This window comes from Streptomyces sp. bgisy100 (assembly GCF_057709105.1).
In genome coordinates this window covers 250,070-266,474 of record NZ_JBYITE010000002.1, presented here as the reverse complement: position 1 = coordinate 266,474, position 16,405 = coordinate 250,070, and the positions used below count along the sequence as shown (strand labels likewise).

The 16,405-nt window shown below is 70.9% G+C and carries 15 protein-coding genes and 2 pseudogenes; 5 read left to right on the top strand and 12 right to left on the bottom strand.

Translation table 11 applies throughout. The features are described from left to right. Positions 1-37 precede the first annotated feature (37 nt). Both AC3EQ1_RS02720 and AC3EQ1_RS02715 read left to right on the top strand, forming a co-directional pair. Complete coding sequence (locus AC3EQ1_RS02720; RefSeq protein WP_432092588.1) at positions 38-1,375, top strand: NsdA family TPR-like regulatory protein; 1,338 nt, start codon at positions 38-40, stop codon at positions 1,373-1,375. A gap of 64 nt (positions 1,376-1,439) precedes the next feature. Beyond that, positions 1,440-1,970 carry an NUDIX domain-containing protein gene (locus AC3EQ1_RS02715; protein ID WP_432092587.1) on the top strand — a complete coding sequence of 177 codons (531 nt, stop codon included), beginning with the start codon at positions 1,440-1,442 and terminating at the stop codon, positions 1,968-1,970. A 113-nt stretch (positions 1,971-2,083) separates the two neighbouring features. Here the strand turns inward: AC3EQ1_RS02715 and AC3EQ1_RS02710 are convergent, their stop codons facing one another. Continuing rightward, the gene (locus AC3EQ1_RS02710; RefSeq protein WP_432092586.1) at positions 2,084-2,341 is read right to left on the bottom strand and encodes a hypothetical protein; all 258 of its coding nucleotides are present in this window, start codon (positions 2,339-2,341) and stop codon (positions 2,084-2,086) included. 421 nt (positions 2,342-2,762) lie between these two features. After that, a complete protein-coding gene (locus tag AC3EQ1_RS02705; protein WP_388848517.1) occupies positions 2,763-3,137 on the bottom strand; it encodes a winged helix-turn-helix transcriptional regulator in 375 nt (124 codons plus the stop codon). A 65-nt stretch (positions 3,138-3,202) separates the two neighbouring features. Here AC3EQ1_RS02705 and AC3EQ1_RS02700 point away from each other — a divergent pair, with 65 nt between their 5' ends. Then, a complete protein-coding gene (locus AC3EQ1_RS02700) occupies positions 3,203-3,901 on the top strand; it encodes an NADPH-dependent F420 reductase (protein WP_432092585.1) in 699 nt (232 codons plus the stop codon). A gap of 709 nt (positions 3,902-4,610) precedes the next feature. Here AC3EQ1_RS02700 and AC3EQ1_RS02695 read toward each other — a convergent pair. The 3 genes from AC3EQ1_RS02695 to AC3EQ1_RS02685 are packed head-to-tail and all read right to left on the bottom strand — an operon-like array spanning position 4,611 to position 7,561. Continuing rightward, on the bottom strand, positions 4,611-5,690 hold the full coding sequence (locus AC3EQ1_RS02695) for a beta-keto acid cleavage family enzyme (RefSeq protein WP_432092584.1): 1,080 nt from the start codon (positions 5,688-5,690) through the stop codon (positions 4,611-4,613). Between the two features lie 42 nt (positions 5,691-5,732). After that, positions 5,733-6,152, bottom strand: coding sequence for a carboxymuconolactone decarboxylase family protein (locus AC3EQ1_RS02690; protein WP_432092583.1), 420 nt, complete (start codon positions 6,150-6,152; stop codon positions 5,733-5,735). Further along, complete coding sequence (locus AC3EQ1_RS02685; protein ID WP_432092582.1) at positions 6,149-7,561, bottom strand: MFS transporter; 1,413 nt, start codon at positions 7,559-7,561, stop codon at positions 6,149-6,151. The genes AC3EQ1_RS02690 and AC3EQ1_RS02685 overlap by 4 nt, the downstream gene beginning before the upstream one ends. 159 nt (positions 7,562-7,720) lie before the next feature. On the opposite strand from AC3EQ1_RS02685, the gene AC3EQ1_RS02680 reads away from it, so the two are divergent. Then, a complete protein-coding gene (locus AC3EQ1_RS02680) occupies positions 7,721-8,752 on the top strand; it encodes an AraC family transcriptional regulator (RefSeq protein WP_432092581.1) in 1,032 nt (343 codons plus the stop codon). A gap of 131 nt (positions 8,753-8,883) precedes the next feature. Here AC3EQ1_RS02680 and AC3EQ1_RS02675 read toward each other — a convergent pair whose 3' ends face one another. The 7 genes and pseudogenes from AC3EQ1_RS02675 to AC3EQ1_RS02645 all read right to left on the bottom strand — a co-directional run bounded on the left by AC3EQ1_RS02675 (position 8,884) and on the right by AC3EQ1_RS02645 (position 15,364). Further along, a complete protein-coding gene (locus AC3EQ1_RS02675) occupies positions 8,884-9,540 on the bottom strand; it encodes a DinB family protein (protein WP_432092580.1) in 657 nt (218 codons plus the stop codon). Between the two features lie 188 nt (positions 9,541-9,728). After that, the gene (locus AC3EQ1_RS02670) at positions 9,729-10,772 is read right to left on the bottom strand and encodes an SGNH/GDSL hydrolase family protein (RefSeq protein WP_432092579.1); all 1,044 of its coding nucleotides are present in this window, start codon (positions 10,770-10,772) and stop codon (positions 9,729-9,731) included. A 208-nt stretch (positions 10,773-10,980) separates the two neighbouring features. After that, positions 10,981-11,102: pseudogene (locus AC3EQ1_RS02665) on the bottom strand (VOC family protein); the annotation flags it as partial. An 83-nt stretch (positions 11,103-11,185) separates the two neighbouring features. After that, a complete protein-coding gene (locus AC3EQ1_RS02660) occupies positions 11,186-13,435 on the bottom strand; it encodes a protein kinase domain-containing protein (protein WP_432092578.1) in 2,250 nt (749 codons plus the stop codon). Positions 13,436-13,979: 544 nt separating this feature from the next. Then, positions 13,980-14,093: pseudogene (locus tag AC3EQ1_RS02655) on the bottom strand (3-hydroxyacyl-CoA dehydrogenase family protein); the annotation flags it as partial. A 103-nt stretch (positions 14,094-14,196) separates the two neighbouring features. Further along, positions 14,197-14,955, bottom strand: coding sequence for an SDR family NAD(P)-dependent oxidoreductase (locus AC3EQ1_RS02650; protein ID WP_432092577.1), 759 nt, complete (start codon positions 14,953-14,955; stop codon positions 14,197-14,199). Between the two features lie 145 nt (positions 14,956-15,100). Beyond that, positions 15,101-15,364, bottom strand: a complete 264-nt coding sequence (locus AC3EQ1_RS02645) for an Atu4866 domain-containing protein (RefSeq protein WP_076972001.1) — start codon at positions 15,362-15,364, stop codon at positions 15,101-15,103. A 139-nt stretch (positions 15,365-15,503) separates the two neighbouring features. Here AC3EQ1_RS02645 and AC3EQ1_RS02640 point away from each other — a divergent pair, with 139 nt between their 5' ends. Further along, the gene (locus AC3EQ1_RS02640; RefSeq protein WP_432092576.1) at positions 15,504-16,349 is read left to right on the top strand and encodes a helix-turn-helix transcriptional regulator; all 846 of its coding nucleotides are present in this window, start codon (positions 15,504-15,506) and stop codon (positions 16,347-16,349) included. The last annotated feature ends 56 nt before the right edge of the window (positions 16,350-16,405 follow it).

Genomic DNA, 16,405 nt, shown 5'->3' with positions numbered 1-16,405 from the left:
TACGCTGTGGACTCATTGAGCACATCGGGAGGGCACGATGGAGCCCAACACCCTGCTCGACGCCGTTCTCGACGAAGCAGGCATCTCCCACGCCGGGCTGGCGGCTCACGTCAACGAGGCGGGGCAGGCCCGGGGCATGACGCTGCGTTACGAACACACGGCCGTCGCCCGCTGGCTGAAGGGCCAGCGTCCCCGCGGCCGGGTGCCGGACCTGATCTGCGAGGTCCTCGGCGAACGGCTGCACCGTGCGGTGACCCTCGACGACATCGGCCTCGGCATCTCCGGCAGCGGTCACGGCCCCGGCACCCCGCTGTCCGGCTTCGTCGACCGGGCCACCGCACTCTGGCGCTCCGACGAACAGCGGCGCCCGGATGTCGTCGGCGCCCCCGCGGTCACCGGCACGCCCGCCGTGATCCCGGTGTGGGAGTGGGAGAACCCGCCCGAGGACGCCGATGTCTCCCGGCGCGGCCACACCAGCGTCGGCCTCGCCGACATCGACATGCTGCGGGCCGCCCGCGCCCACTACGAGCTCCTCTACCGCAAGGCGGGCGGGGTGGCGACCCGGGCCCGCATCGTCGGTTTCCTCACCTCCGAGACGGCGCCGCTGCTGCGCGGGGGCTACACCGACGCCACCGGACGGCAGCTGCACCGGGCGGCCGGCGGTCTGGTCGCCATCGCCGGCATCTGCGCCTACGACTCGGACGCGCACGGCCTGGCGCAGCGCTACTTCCACCAGGCCCTGCGGCTCGCCAAGGCCAGCGGGGACCGCGGGCTCGGCGCCTATGTGATCGCGCTGATCGTCAACCAGTCGCTGTTCCTGGGGGAGCACCGGCAGGCCGTCGCGTTCGCGGAGTCCGCGCTGCGCGCCGCGGGCGGCGACATCACTCCGGCGCTGACCGCGGACCTGTACGCGATGCAGGCCAAGGCATACGCCCGCCTCGGTGACGGCGCCGGGGCGCTGTCCTGCATCCGGAGCGCGGAGTCCGCGGCCGACCGGATCCGCCGGGGCCAGGAGCCCGCCGAGACCGGGTACGTGCAGCCCGGCCTGGTCAACGTCCAGGTGGCGGAGGCGCTGCTGAGCCTGGGCGATCTGGGAGCGGCACGGGAGCACGCGACCGCCGCGGTCGGCACCCCCGCCCACGACCGGGGACGGGTCCACCGGCTGGCCATGCTCACCCATATCGAGCTGCGCCAGGGCGATGCCGACCGCGCGGTGGCCACCGCGGTGGAAATGACCGAACAGGCCCGGGGGATGGAGTCCCGGCGGCTGCGGGACCGGCTCCGGGCGGTGCGCACCCACCTCGTCGCCAGCAAGTGCGCGGCCACCGCCGGGGCCGCCGAACTGATCGACAGTGCGCTGCGCGTGCCCCTGTGAGCGCTCGCTCTGCCGCTGAGATGTTGCGACTGTTGCCCTCTACCCGGCGGAAGGTGGCAGTCGCGTGCGATGGAAGAATCTCAGGGAGCAGACCGTGTACGAGAACCGCTGGTTCCGGGTCAATCTCGCCGATGTCGAACTCCCCGACGGCAGGCACCTCGACCACTTCGTGATCCGGCTGCGGCCGGTGGCCGCGGCCACCGCGGTCAACGACGCCAACGAGGTGCTGCTGCTGTGGCGGCACCGCTTCATCACCGGTACCTGGGGCTGGGAACTGGCCGCCGGGGTCGTCGAGGACGGCGAGGACGTCGCGGCCGCGGCGGCCCGGGAGATGGAGGAGGAGACCGGCTGGCGGCCCGGCAGGCTGCGGCACCTGCTGTCCGTCGAACCGTCCAACGGACTCACCGACGCCCGGCATCACATCTACTGGTCCGACGAGGCCGCGTACATCGGGCACCCGGAGGACGCCTTCGAGTCGGACAAGCGGGCCTGGGTCCCGCTGAAGCAGGTGCCCGACATGGTGGCGCGGGGCGAGGTCCCGGCGGCGAACATGGCTGCCGCGCTGCTGCTCCTGCACCACATCCGGCTCGGCTGACCGGTCCGTCGTCCACGGCCCCGGGGACGGGCCGGGGGGTGCGGCCGTCGCCGTGGCCGTGCCGCGGATCCCCGGGCCGGGACGGCGCCCCCCCGTACCGCCCCGGCGTCCCGTCAGTGGCCGGTGACCTGCCAGGCCGAGACCGCCAGCGCGCACAGACCGGTGAGCGCGGCGACGGACGGAAGCGGCCAGCGGCCGTGCTCCAATGCGGCCACACGCACGGCCAGTTCGGCCAGATCGCGATCGGTCTGATCGCTGCGCTGGGCGAGCAGGGCGAGTTGGCCGTCGATACGGGCGAGGCCCACATCGAGTACGCGGCGGAGTTCGGCGAACTCCGCCGCCACCACGGCTTGCTCCGGTTCGGTGGTCATTCCGCTCCTCGGCAGGAGTCGTCTCCACGCGGCCGCACGAAGGTGCGGCCCGCCTGACAGCCGTACAGTGCGAGTCAACAGCCGTGCCCTGCGCGGCGGGAGCGTGTGCGGGGGACATATGCAGGCGCGGGCCGCGCACCCCGTGTGAACCGCGCACTCGCGGTACCGGCGCGCACACCCTGCCGGGCCGCTCCGCGAAGAGGTTGACTGTTTCAACGACTCGGCCGCCGAAAACCACGGATAATCTCGTTCGAGAGCGTGGGCCAGGACGTGGTCGACGTCCTCGACCGGTTTCCCGCAATCTGGCGCCCCGTCAGCTCTCCATGCGCGGCAACAGGCTCCTGGACAGCAGGGACAGCAGGGACAGCAGGGACAGCAGGGACAGCAGGGACAGCAGGGACAGCGGACTGCGAGGGGAGTGCTAGGACCGGCCGAAGCGGTCCTGGGCCGAGAGGACATCGTCCGCGTGGACAGCGGCCCAGGCGCCCAGCGCACGGATCGGGACGATCAGGGCGGTACCGGCCTCGGTGAGGGTGTAGTCGACGCGGGGTGGAGCTTCGGCGTAACGGCGGCGCTCCACCAGGCCGTTGTACTCCAGGCGCCGCAGCGCCTCGTTGAGAACCTTGGGGCTGATCCCGCCGATCCTGGCCAGCAGCTCACGGGGCCGCTTGGGGCCGCTCTCGCCGAGGACGAAGACCACCACGCTGTCCCAGCGGTTGGCCAGCACCTCGAAGGCGATGCGGGCCCGGCAGTCCGCGGCGAACGGATCTCCGCCCATGTCGTCCACTTCTCCCATGCGGACATCCTGCCTCGGCCGATGCCTACCACGTGGTGTGCATCGACCCGCCTAGCGTCCGGGGCATGACATTTCACGAGGGGAACAGGAGCAGGACGATGCGCATCGGCATTCTCGGTACCGGCCAGATGGCGGCGGCACTGGGCGGAGCGTGGGTGCAGGCCGGGCACGAGGTCATGGTGGGCGGCCGGGACGCCGCGGCCGCCGCCGGGACAGCGGCCGGAATCGGGGCCGCCGGGCACGGCAGCCTGGCCGAGGCGGCGGGCTACGGCGAAGCCGTGCTGGTCGCCGTACCCGCTGAGGCCGCACCGCGGCTGACCAAGGAACTCGCCTCGGTGCTCGCCGGACGGACCGTGCTCGACTGCACGGTGCCGATGGTTCCCGGCGCCGACGGCCCCGCCATCACCACAGCCGGCGGCACGGACTCGGTCGCCGTGCGCCTGGCCGAGGCAGCACCGGACGCCCGCGTCGCCAAGGTGTTCGGCATCTGCCACGAGAGTGTCTGGACCCTGCGACGACCGGCATTCGAAGGTGCGCCGCTGGCCGTACCCTTCTGCACGGACACACCGGCTGCGGCCGCCGTGGTGGCGGAGTTGATCACGTCCATGGGCTGCACCCCGCTGCCGTGCGGCGGCTTGGACCGCGCGGCGCTGCTGGAGGGGGCCGCGGTGTTCGCCGTCGGCGTGTGGTGGTCCGGAGGCGAGACCCGGCATGTCTTCCCCGCCCCCGCTCTGGCCCTCGGAGCCGTCGACGACGAACCCTAGAATCCAGCAGCGTTTCGCTGGGGGCTCGACCGTGGTCATGGGGGGCGGGACGGTCTGCGTCCGACCCGTGCGGGCGCTGGGTCGCGAGGCCGTACGCCGTCCGACTCCGGTTGGCCGACGTGAGGTTCACCGGCATGGTGCGGGGACGGCCCGGCACCGTGGATGTGGAACCACCTCGCCGAGCCTTCCGTCACGGCGCGGTTTGGGGACACCAGCTGTGACCTGACCGGCGCCGACCCCGGTGCCATCCCCGGCAGGTGACTCGTCATGCCGGGGCCGGCAACGCGTGTGAAGGGTACGGCACAACGCTTCCGCCCTTGGCGTGCCGGGCTCAAGTGGAGTGTGCGTCGGCTGTCGCCGAGGTGTTCGGCACCATGCCCGCCCGGCGTCGAGGTCGGCACCGCACCCTCGCCACGATGCCGAACAGCCCTGGTAGCGGAGCTACCAGGGCTCTCCGGCCCCTTGCTATGCACGGCACCGATCCTGACGCCGCGTCGCCGGTGCCTCCCGGGGCAGGTGACTGTGTTTCACCCGGAGGGCTACGTCGAACAGCGGCAATCGGGCCACCGGGCCAAGGGCAGTGATCTCCGCTGGCTCTGCTCCGGATTCGGAGCCTGCCGAGAAGGCGCGGGTGCGTCTGGAGACTGGTCCAGCCCCACCTCAGGGGCGGGGCCTTCTCCCTGGCAGTCGTCGCCGGACGTGCGTGTCGTCAGACGAGCGTGTCGGCCGGCGAGGGAGCCGGGTGGCGCAGCGGGACGCCGCGCCGGCCGGGGCGGCGGTTGGGCGGCAGGCCCAGGTGGTCCAGCGTCTCGTCGGCGTCGGTCCAGTACTCGCCGATCCGGTAGATGCGCTTGGCCTCCTGCGGGGTGGCGATGTCCCGGCCGAGTTCGTCGGCGATCCGGACGATCTGCTCGACCTGCTGGACGGAGGTGAAGCGCTCCTTGCGCGGGGACCAGAGGTTGTCCTCGATACCGACGCGGACGTGCAGGCCCAGCGCGAGGGCGATGGCGTTCATCGGGAGCGTGGAGCGCATGATGCTCTCGATCGTGAGCACGGCGCCGTCGGGGGTGCGGCGGGCGAACTCGACAAGGTCGGCCGGGTGCACCCCGGAGGCACCGCCGCCGATGGCGACGTAGTTGAGGTTGACCGGGCCGGTGTAGACGCCCGCGCGGATCAGCCGCTCGACGGTCTCCAGCTGCGGCACGTTGGCGAGCATGAAGTGGGGCTGGATGCCGTTGTCGGTCAGCCGCTTGAGGTGTTCCAGGTAGAACTCCGGGCCCGCCTCGCTCACCAGGTCGCGATACGCCGTGTGGAGCAGCGGGTTCTGCAGGGACGTGCCGGCGATGTCCTCCTGGGTCAGCAGCTCGACGATGTTCATCTGGACGGTGTTGATCGCGATGGTGACCTGGTCCGGCTTCGGGTCGAGCTCGGCCAGCATGTGGCGGGTGTCCCAGTCCAGCCACTTCGCCGCCTCGCCCTCCTTCTCGGGGGCGAACGATATGGAACCGCCGACCTGCAGAATCATCTCCGGCACGGCCTCGCGCAGCCGCGCGATCATCTCGTTGAACATCGACAGCCGCTTCGAGCCGTGGCCGTCCAGTTCGCGTACGTGGATGTGGAGGAGTTGCGCGCCGGCGTTGTGGCAGTCCACGGCCTTCTGGATCTGCTCGTCCATGGTCACCGGGATGTCGTCGCTGTCGCCCGGCAGCCACTCGGGCCCGTAGGGGGCGACCTGAATGACCAGCTTCTCCTGGTTCTCGGGCAGTAGTGAGTCGTCGAGGAAGTGCATGTCGTGCCTCCGCGTGAGGGTGAACGGGATGGTGTTGTCGGGTCAGCCGGCGTCGTCGGCAGGCTTCTCGCGTGCGGCGAGTTCCTCGACCAGGAGCGGCACGCCGATGTTGCAGGCGTGGACGCCCACCAGCGTGGTCAGTTGGAGAACTGTCAGAATCTCCTCGGGGGTCGCCCCGAGATCCAGCGCGGTACGGATGTGACGCTGTACGCCGGGCCCGTACATGTGTGTGGCCGAGGCGTCCAGGGCGATGTAGAGCAGTTCGATGAACTTCGGCTCCAGCACGCCGCTCGTCCATGGCCGCATGGCCGTGGCCATGAACTGCTCGGTCCAGGCCGGGTCCATCTCCTGCAGGCCGTCCCAGAGCGGGTTCCATGCCCCCTGGGCCCGCATCCGGTCCACGACCGGGGTCGGCGGACGCCCCGCCGCAGGAGCGGGCGTGGATGGGTCATGCATGGTCATGGGCTCAACTCCTTCTCGTGGGTGCCCGGAGGCGTCACCTCCGGGCCGCCGCCGGACACGGCGGCGAGATCCTTCTCGTAGCTGCGTGAGCCGAGCCGGAACGCGGCGGCCGCGGCGAGGCAGCACAGCGGCATCACCGCGAGGGCTGTCCCCAGACCGAAGGCGTCCGACAGCAGTCCCGTGAGGACCGGCCCGACGGCCAGCCCGAACAGGTTCTGCACCAGCGCCGCCATCCCGACCGCCGTGGCCCGCACGCTCGGGTGGACCACGTCGATCACCGCCGCCGGGGCGGTGCCGAGAGCGGCGGCCGTGGGAAGCCCCGCGGTCACGATCAGCGCGTACTGCCCACCGCCCGGCCCGAGCACGCCGAAGGCGGTGAACAGCAGGCCCCACGCGCCTGCGGCGAGCACTGCCGGGACCATCAGCCTGCGCCGCGGGCGTCCGGCCGCGCACCGGTCGGCGAGGTGGCCGAAGACGATCGCGCCGACGAAGCCCGCGAGGATGAACAGCGCGGTCTGCATCCCGGCCTGCGCGGAGGACAGGCTGTAGGCGCGGCCCAGGTAGCTCGGGAGCCAGGTGTAGAGGGTGGACAGCACCACCAGGTTGAGGGCACCGCCGAGGTAGCACCACACGGCCGTCCGCGACCGGAACAGCTCGCGCACCGTGGCCGCCAGGCCCGGCTGCCCGGAGTGAGCCCGCTGCCCGGAGTGAGCCCGGTCGGCCGTCAGCCCCTCGCCCGCGCCGGCCCTGCTCGCTCCGCCCGCGCAGGACACGCCGGGAGTGCGGTAGTCGCGCACCTTCAGGAAGACCAGCGCCAGCAGCAACCCCGGCACGCCGAACGCGCCGAGCGTCACCCGCCAGCCGAACCGCTCGGCCATCACACCTCCGAGCAGCACCCCGAGCACCGCGCCCAGCGGCCCCGCCGCCTGAAAGGCGCTCAGCACAGTCGCCCGCAGCCGCTGCGGGAAGTAGCCGGAGAGCAGCGCCGCCCCCGCCGGGCCGTAACCCGCCTCGCCCACGCCCAGCAGCGACCGGGCGGCGAAGAGTTGCGCGTAGTTCCCGGAGACCGCACACGCCAGCGCGGCCAGGCTCCACGCGCTGCCCATCGCGGCGATGGTCCGCACCCGGCCCCAGCGGTCGGCCAGCCGCGCGGCCGGGAGCGCGAAGACGGCGATCGTGACCGACACGGTGGTGACCAGGGCCCCCAGGGCGGTGTCGGACAGACCCCATTCCCTCTTCAGGTAGGGGAACGTCGACACCACGATCTGCCGGTCGATGTAGTCGGTCACCGCCAGTGCGACGACCATCAGCGCCACGCCCCAGGCGTAGCGCCGCGGCACAAGATGCGCGACGGAGCCCGAAGCGTCCAGAACCAGCGGTGGTTCACCGGGTCCCGGCCCTCTCCTCATGCCCACCTGCCCACCTCCAGGCTCACGCCCTGTGTCGCTGCGAGTGCCGGAAGAGTAGGTCGGCAGAAGCACCGGTGCTTTGCCTCACGTGGCACAATGCTTGACAGTTTGTGGCACTGCCCGTGCTCCTTCGGCTGCCGACCGGGAGGTACACCGGACGTGAAACTCCTCGTCCGCAACGCCGTGCTCACCGGATACGTCGAGTTGGTGCGCTCGTTGGGCGGCGACCTGTCGGCGCTGCTCGCTTCGGCGGGCCTGGACGCCTCCGATCTGGCCGTCCCTCACACCTGGATCCCGGTGGCCGCCGCCGCCGACCTGGTCGAGCTCTCGGCCGCCGCAACCGGCCATGACGACTTCGGTCTACGGCTCGCGGAGAGCCGCAGGCTCTCGGTCCTGGGGCCGGTGAGCCTCGTCGCCCGCGAGGAGCCGGACGTCCGCAGCGCGCTCGGGGTGATCATGCGATACCAGCATCTGCACAACGAGGCGCTGCACAGCCGGATCACCGAGACCAACGGTCTGGCCACGATCGAGCTCGGCCTCGACCTGCCCACCCCGCGCCGACGCCAGACCACCGAGCTGCTGATCGGCGCCCTCCACCGCTACCTGCAGAACCTCGTCGGCAGAAGCTGGCGACCGGTCGCCGTGCTGTTCGCCCACGACGCACCGAATGACGCGACCGCCCACCACCGTGTCCTGGGCCCCGCGGTCCGGTTCGGCCAGAACCTCAACGGCATCGTCGTGTACGCGAGCGACCTCGACGCCCCGAACCAGCTCTCCGACCCGCTGCTGCGTCCCTACGCCCGCCAGTACCTCGAGGCGATCGCGGCGCCTCGCACCGCGGCCGGCGTGGACCGCGTCCGCGATCTGATCGAGGCCCTGCTTCCCACCGGCCGCTGCTCTCTCCACCAGGTCGCCCACAGCCTCGGCGTCGACCGCAAGACCGTCCACCGGCACCTCGCACGGTCCGGTGAGACGTTCTCCTCGGTGCTGAACTCACTTCGCGCGCAGCTCGCGCAGCAGTACGTCGGCAGTCATGCCCGGCCCCTCACTCAGGTCGCGGCACTGCTGGGCTTCTCCGCACCCAGCGCCTTCTCCCGTTGGTTCCGCGATGAGTTCGGCACCAGCCCGACCGCCTGGCGAGCTGCCGCAGCTCGTCAGGAACGGTCGAGGGGGCAGCCGCACACGACCTGAGAAAGAAGGAGGAACTGATCCGGCTCCGGCGGGAACGGCTGACCGACGTCACTGGCACCTACCACCACGGTGAGCTGGACGAGGACGACGAAGGCGTGGACTGAACGCCCGCATCGGGTGACGCGGGCGTATCAGGTGGCCGGGTGCTCGGAAATCGCAAGCGCCGGCAGGGGAGCTGATGTCAGGCTGCCTGGTATGTCTGACTGAGCCTTGACTGGTGCGGCCGACCTGGCGGCCTGCTCGATCTTCGCGCAGTGGGCCGCACGGGCTTCCTCGTCGATCGGCTTCTCGTTTTCGGCGCGCACCCCGGTGCGGCCGTCGAGGCCCTCGCGCAGGATGTCGGCGTGCCCGGCATGCCGGATGGACTCGCCGAGGACATGGACCATGACGGCGAACAGGTTCGTGTTGGGACAAGGCTCCGGCCACCACGGCACGTGGCCGGGGGCGTCGAGGGGAAGCTCGTTGATCGTCGCGTCCGCGTGTTCCCATGTGCGCCGGTAGAACCCGGTGATCTGATCGCGGGTCTCGTCCTCGGCCGCCCACAGATCGCTGCCGTTGGAGTCCTGCCACCGGGGGAGCGGTTCCGGGGAAGGCCGGTCGAAGACCTCGCCGAAGTACCTGGCCTCGACGGTGGCCACGTGTTTGACCAGGCCGAGGAGGTTGGTCCCGGTCGCTGTCAAAGGTCGGCGGGCGTCGTATTCGGACAAGCCGTCGAGTTTCCAGAGCAGCGCCTTGCGGTCCCGCCGCAGCCTCCCGTGCAGGTTGTCCTTCGCGAATGCATCGATCATGCGGCATGAGCCTGCCATGGGCCGCTCGTGGGCTCAAGATCCCTTGCATGGCCCGGTTCTCGTATTGCCACGGCAGACGGACACGTAGCCCCATGGCCGTTTCGAACTCGGCGTGACCGCGTGGACGCCCCGACGCCGGAGCCGTCGGCCGGGGGCCGGGCTCCGGCGTCAGGGTGCGGGCCGGTGGGTCAGTGTTGGCGGAGGGCGATGCGGATCGCTCGCTCCACCTGGACCGCGGTGTTGGCGTGTCCCGCGGTGTTGGGGTGGATCATTGTGGCGCGCTTCTTGATGGGAGCGCAGTCCACGGACGTGCCGGGGAACGTGGCGGGCCAGTAGTCCGCGGCGTCGCCGCAGATTCCTTCGATCCACTTGGTGCCCTCGGGCTGACAGACGTCGTGGCCCTGGCTGGAGGAGTCGACGTTGACGTAGCGGTCGCCGACGGACGACGCGACCTGCTTGATCGTTTTGTTCAGCGGCTTGAGGACGTCGTCACGAAGCCAGTCGATGTCGGCGTGGGTGGTCGCGCCGAGTTCGGTGACGGACCTGCGGTCGCAGTCACTGGCCTTGGCCGGCATGATGGCCGGGTATCCGACGGTGATCACCTCGGCGTTGGGCGCGGCCCGGTGTACCTCGGCCAGCATCTCGGTGTACTCGGCCCGGACCCGGGCGAGCCTCTCCCGGACGCTCTCCTCCCCCTCGGGCGGGTCGGTGAAGTACTCGCGGCAGGACTTGCCGATCGTGCCCTGGTCGAGGCACTTGGAGAAGATGTCGCCGAAGGGCAGGCTGTTGCCGCCGATGGCGATGGTGACGACGTCGGTCTCGTCGTCGAGCCCGGCCCGCTTGATCTGCGTGTCCACCGCGGGCCAGCCGCCGGGAGGGGTCTGGACCGGGCTGATCGGCGTCTGCTTGACCTTGGCGATGTTCGCGATGACGGCGCTGCTGCAGCCGACGTTGGTCAGGTGGACGGACTTGCCCGGCGGGGACTCGGCGAACTCTCGTTCGACCACGCTGGGGTAGGAGTTGCTGGTCCGGGCGCAGCCGTCCTGCGACGGATCCCCCAGCGGGGGCTGCGGGTCGCCGACGAAGACGCCGGCGGTGTACGAGTCGCCGAGCGCGGCCCACTCGTACTGGTCGGCCGCACCGGCGGAGCCGGAGGGTAAGAGCGTGGCCGCGGCGAGCGCGAGCCCGACAGCCAGGGCTCGCGTGCGCGGTCGGGAGACAGGGTGTCGCATGGATCCTCCAGGATCAGTGGAAGACGTCCGGACGGCCGGAACACGACGCCCGGGGCGGAACGCACCTCAGCCGAGATCATTCGCGCCGTCGCCCCGTCCTGTCCGGTGAAACGGTCCGCCTTCACCCGATCGGGCTAATTTCGGATTTTTCGCGTCAACTCCCGGCGCAGACTGCTACTATCGCGCGCGCGAAACGGGGCGACCGGGGTCAGTGGTCGCGGAATTCGTTGCCTTCGGGGTCCGTCATGACCGTCCAGGAGCCGCCCTGTCCGTGACCTCGCGGACGAGGGCGGCGCCCAGGGACTCCAGGCGGGCGACCTCCTCATCGCGGTGGCAGTCGAGGGTGACGGCCCAGAAGGCGGCATACGCGTGCGGGTCCGTCGCGTCGGCCCTGCTGCCGTCCAGTCACCGGGTCAGCCCGACTTCGGCGGCCTCTGCGCGTCGAAAGCGAAGAGAGTGTTCTTGTCCGCGGCCACGATCACCGCACGCCCCGCAAGAGTCACACGTGGGCTCGCGCCCTGTTCGCCCGTCAAACCATCGACCTGCGGATCTGTTGTCCACCGGATTTTGCCGTCGTCCGGTGACAGCGCGACCACCCGGCCGGTGGCCGAGCTGAAATACAGTGCGCCCGCTCCCGCACCAGGACCCGACGCGCCCTCTACGCCAGTCTGCCGCGACCACTTCTTCCGGCCGGTCGCGGGGTCGAGTGCTGTGACGAGACCGGTCTGCCCGCTCACGTATACGGTGCTGTCCGCCATGCCGGGCGTCCCCGCGTATGTCTTGGCCAGTCGGGAGTACGTGACCTTCCGCGAGGCCGGGTCGACCCGCGCCACCCCGTTGTAGCCGGCCAGCTCCGTTCCCTTTCTGTGTACTTGCAGGAGTACGAGCCTGCCGTTGGCGACGCCCATCGGCACGGCGGGGCCGTTGACCGCGATGGGCCTGCCCAGTGCCCCCGAGGTGCGGTCGACCAAGTACAGGGCGGGGTGGCGCACTGCCAAGGCATCCACCTCCGTATCCGTCGCGCACATCGCGACGAGCCGGGGGCCCGCCGGGACGGGGGCGCACTGCGTACCCGCTGGGAAGGGCGACGTCCAGGTGACCTGACCGCTGTGCGCGTTGCGGGCCTCGAAGCGGGAGTTGGAAGCGTCGACCGTCACGACGTCGGAACCGACCACAATGGCGTCCTGATTCCGCCCCGTGACGGCCGTCGACTGGGCGCCGGACGGCGCGGACCACAGCTCCCGTCCGTTGTTCGCGTCGATGGCCACCACCTCGCTCGGAGGGTCCTGCGGGGCGTCCTGGGCGGCGAAGCGGTAACCGAGCACCGTGTCGTCGGTGGCGCCCACCAGGTGCATGCCGTCGACGGGGACGCCGGGGCTCTTCGCCGTCCACACCCGCGAGCCGTCCCTGGCCCTGATACGGGTCGCGACAACACTGCCGCCCCCGCAGAACAGCGCGTCGCCGCGCACGACGCAACGCAGCTCGTCGGGGACGTCGGGGCGACCGCCGGGCACGGCCTTGTGCCACGGCTCGAAACCGTCCGGAAGCGCGGCACCCGGCGCTGCACGACTGTTGCCCTTGTCGCCGCCGCTGTTCCCCCCGGAACCGCCTGCCGTCAGTGCGGCGACTCCTCCACCGATCGCTGCCACCGCGACCGCGATCGCGGCCGCGAACACGGGACGCCATCGGGGACGCAATCGGCGGCCGGTGGAGGTGTCGGCGTTCCCCGTATCGGCGTCGGCCGGGGTGGTGGTCGGGGCTGCCGGCGTCGGGGTGGCCGGCGTCGCGAAGTGATGCTCGGTGACCGTGTCGCGGGTGCGGCCCGCGCCGGCTCCCCTCATGTCGATCTGGCCGAGGTCGGCCGGCAGGTCCCGAAGCAGTACGAGGAGTTCGTCCGCCGAGGGGCGCCCGTCGGACTCCTTGGCCAGGCACGACTCGGCGACCGTGCGCAAGGCCGCCGGCACGTCTTCCAGCGACGGCTCCTCGTGCAGCACCTGATACGCGGATATGTACGGGCTGTCCGCGTCGAAGGGCCCGTGGCCCGTCGCTGCGTACGCCAGCAGCGTCCCCAGCGAGAAGACGTCGGACCGCGGCCCCACATCGCGCGGCGCCTGCAACTGCTCCGGCGACATGAAGGGCGGCGTACCGATGACCCGCCCGGTAATCGTCAGCGTCTGCTGGTCCACGGCGCGCGAAATGCCGAAGTCGATGACGCGTGGGCCCTCGGGCGAGAGTACGACGTTCGAGGGCTTGAGATCACGGTGGACGACCCCCACCCGGTGGATGTCCCGCAGCGCCTCCGCCAGCCCGATGGCGAGCCTCCGCAGCTCCGCTCCGCTCAACGGGCCTTTCGTGGCGATGCGCCGGGCGAGCGTGTGCCCCTGGATGTAGGTCGTCGCCATCCACGGCTGCTCGGCCTCAGGGGCGGCATCGACCACGGCGGCGGTGAACGCGCCGCTCACTCGCCTTGCCGCCGCCACCTCCTGCCGGAAGCGGATGCGGAACTCGTCGTCCGCGGCGAACTGCGGGTGGATCAGTTTGATCGCGACAGGGCGACCCGAACTCGTACGGGCCAGAAAGACCGTGCCCATGCCACCCGAGCCGAGTCGCGCCTCAAGCGGATATCCGCCGATTTCGGCTGGATCACCTGCGCGCAGCGACACCCTTCCCGACCTCCCGCCCCTCGTGCACCTCTGCCCCTACGGACTGCGTACCTGTCCTGCACACAAATTAGCCGCAGGGCAGTACAGCAGAGCACAGCGGGTGACGAACAGGACCCAAGGCTGCTCCTGTGCCGCACACGACGATGCCCCGCCGAGGGGAAGTCCGTTGCGTTGCGGATGGCGTCGGCTCCGCGCAAGTTCAACTCTGCTCCGCCTCCGCGGAGATGCACCGAGGCCGGCCACCCTGCCCAGAACCTGATGTGCACGGGCTCCGACTGCCGGCACGATGCCCTGACTGACGGCAACGCTTCTCGGACCGGGGCAGCTTCGGGCCGGGTGTCGCACCAGCGGAAGCGATGACTCCCAGGGACTTCCTGCCCGTGGACGGGCTCGCCGAGCCGTGTCCCGCGCCGGGCGTGCCGACCGGGTGCGGATGCGCGGACGAGGGCTCGGCAGGCACCGCGGCCACCGCCTCCGGCGCCGCCGCAGGCGCTGTTCCGGGTGGATTCGCCCTTGAACAGCGCCGGTTGGCGGCGTCGCCGGACTACCCGTAGGGGTAGAAGCCCGACCCCGACTTCCGCCCCAGCCGTCCCGCGTCGACCATCCGCGCGAGCAGCGGGGGAGCGGCGTACAGGGGCTCCTTGTACTCCTCGTACATGCCGCCAGTGTGCCCTGCTGCCGCTCTGGCCTGCGGTTTCACGCTCGGCTCGCGGCCTGCGGTGCGCACAGGAGGCGCCGTGGACGCCCGGCGGGCGGGTTGTTCAGTGTGCGGTGAGGCCGCCGTCGACGACGAGTTCCGAGCCGGTGACGAAGGAGGAGTCGTCGCCGGCGAGGAAGAGGATCGCGGGGGCGACCTCATCCGCGCGGCCGGCTCGGCGCATGGGGGTGCGCTGGATGTCCGGTTGCTGGTCGCCCTGCTCGTCCAGGAGGTCCTGGATCATCCGTGTGGCGACCACTCCGGGATGTATCGAGTTGACCCGTACGCCCTGCCGTGCGTACTCGACCGCGGCCGTCTTACTCAGCAGGCGCACCGCGCCCTTCGACGCCTGGTAGGCCGCGGCCGCGCCGCTGCCCACCAGGCCGAGCACGGACGAGGTGTTGATCACCGACGCGTTGCCGCTCGCTCGCAGCAGCGGCATCGCCGCCCTCATACCGAGCCAGGTGCCTTTCTGGTTCACGTCGATCACGCGGTCCCACACCTCCTCCCGCGTGTCCTCGATACCCGGCCAGTCCAGGATTCCGGCGAGGTTCACCAGCACGTCCAGCACTCCGAAACGATCGCGTACGAGGGCCGTCACCTCCTCCCACTCCCGGGCGGAGGAGACATCGAGGTGGGCGGTCGCCACCTCCGCGCCACCCGCCTCGATGCGCCGCGCCAGCTTCTGGAGGGGTTCCCGGGCCACATCGGTGATCACCAGCCGGGCGCCCTCCTGGGCGAAGAGTTCGGCGGTCGCCGCACCGATCCCCCCGGTCGCGCCCGTGATCAGGGCCACCTTGCCCTCAAGACGTCGTCCGGTCATGAATACGGTCCTTCCCTTGCGTTTGATACGTCTGTCAGCGACTGCTGCCTGCCTCGGCAGTCGGTCCGCTCTCACGAGGAGTCGGTCTCCCCGACCGGAGCAGCTGCTGCCCGAACCCCGTTGTCCCGCTACGCTCGCCGCCCCGCTACGACGGGCTCGACTCTCGGTACAGCACGAGGTGTTCGTGGTAGAGCACTCCGTCGCGGATGTCCCCTGTGGCGGTGAACCCGGTGTCGTCGACGTAGTCCAGGTGACTACCGGTGACCGTGTAACGGCCGGTGTACGCACTGGCCCGCTCGCCGCGAGCCTCGTCGTAACGGCCGTCCGGCAGCAGCTCCTGCCGGATGTGCCCGTCCTCGGTCACCCACATACCGACCACGTCCACGTGGCCGTCCTCGATCGCGGCCATGGCGGCCTCCTCTCCTCGAACGGTGCGGTCCTTCCCGCTCCACCGAGTCTGCGCAGGTCAGCGATGACCGACCAGGACGCTTGCTGCCTGGGTGCACCACACCCAGGCAGCACGGCGGCGTGCCGCCTAGCCTGAGGACATGGACGACAACCGCATGGGGGACTTCCTGCGCGCGTGCCGCGCCGCCCTGCGCCCGCACGACGTCGGGATGCCGAGCCACGGGACCCGCAGAGTCGCCGGGCTGCGCCGCGAGGAGGTCGCCGTCCTGGCCGGAGTGAACGCCGACTACTACACCCGCCTAGAACAGGGGCGCGAACGCAACCCCTCACCCCAGGTGATCGACGCTCTCAGTCATGCGCTGCACCTCGACGAGGATGCCAGGGCGCACCTGTACCGGCTGGCCGGGGCCGCCCCCGCCGACCGGCTGTCGCCTCGCCGCACCGAGCGCGTCAGCCCCGCCCTGCGACAGCTGATGGACGGCTACCCCAACACCCCGGCGTTCGTCATGAACAGGACCCTCGACCTCCTCGCGGTCAACGCGCTGGCCCAAGCCCTCTACTCGGCGTTCACCCCGGCGGACAACCTCGCCCGCATGACGTTCCTCGACCCGGCCGGCCCCACCTTCCACACGGACTGGAACCGGGCGGCACAAGCCACCGTCGCCAACCTCCGCGAGGCGACCGGCTTCGAACCGGACAACCCGCGGCTGCGCGAACTCGTCGGCACCCTCACCGAGCACAGCGCGGACTTCGCGCGCCTGTGGCAGTCCTACACCGTGCGAGGCAAGACGCAGGACGCCAAACACTTCCTCCACCCGGATGTCGGCCCGCTCACGCTCACCTACCAGGCGTTCGACGTACGCGAGGCACCCGGCCAGCAGCTCGTCATCTACCACGCCGAACCGGGCAGCCCCAGCGCCCACTCCCTCCACCTGCTCGGCTCCCTCCACGCCACCCGGCGCCAAGACCGCTCCCAGCACAGCTGATCAGCCAACACAACCCGGAGACCCGCACCGGTAGTGCGACTTCACCTCAGCGCGTT

Bases quoted from the DNA above. Each gene is read 5' to 3' on its own strand.
- AC3EQ1_RS02720 (WP_432092588.1), top strand. From the start codon at position 38: ATGGAGCCCAACACCCTGCTCGACGCCGTTCTCGACGAAGCAGGCATC.
- AC3EQ1_RS02710 (WP_432092586.1), bottom strand. From the start codon at position 2,341: ATGACCACCGAACCGGAGCAAGCCGTGGTGGCGGCGGAGTTCGCCGAA.
- AC3EQ1_RS02705 (WP_388848517.1), bottom strand. From the start codon at position 3,137: ATGGGAGAAGTGGACGACATGGGCGGAGATCCGTTCGCCGCGGACTGC.
- AC3EQ1_RS02700 (WP_432092585.1), top strand. From the start codon at position 3,203: ATGACATTTCACGAGGGGAACAGGAGCAGGACGATGCGCATCGGCATT.
- AC3EQ1_RS02695 (WP_432092584.1), bottom strand. From the start codon at position 5,690: ATGCACTTCCTCGACGACTCACTACTGCCCGAGAACCAGGAGAAGCTG.
- AC3EQ1_RS02690 (WP_432092583.1), bottom strand. From the start codon at position 6,152: ATGACCATGCATGACCCATCCACGCCCGCTCCTGCGGCGGGGCGTCCG.
- AC3EQ1_RS02685 (WP_432092582.1), bottom strand. From the start codon at position 7,561: ATGAGGAGAGGGCCGGGACCCGGTGAACCACCGCTGGTTCTGGACGCT.
- AC3EQ1_RS02675 (WP_432092580.1), bottom strand. From the start codon at position 9,540: ATGATCGATGCATTCGCGAAGGACAACCTGCACGGGAGGCTGCGGCGG.
- AC3EQ1_RS02670 (WP_432092579.1), bottom strand. From the start codon at position 10,772: ATGCGACACCCTGTCTCCCGACCGCGCACGCGAGCCCTGGCTGTCGGG.
- AC3EQ1_RS02650 (WP_432092577.1), bottom strand. From the start codon at position 14,955: ATGACCGGACGACGTCTTGAGGGCAAGGTGGCCCTGATCACGGGCGCG.
- AC3EQ1_RS02645 (WP_076972001.1), bottom strand. From the start codon at position 15,364: ATGGCCGCGATCGAGGACGGCCACGTGGACGTGGTCGGTATGTGGGTG.
- AC3EQ1_RS02640 (WP_432092576.1), top strand. From the start codon at position 15,504: ATGGACGACAACCGCATGGGGGACTTCCTGCGCGCGTGCCGCGCCGCC.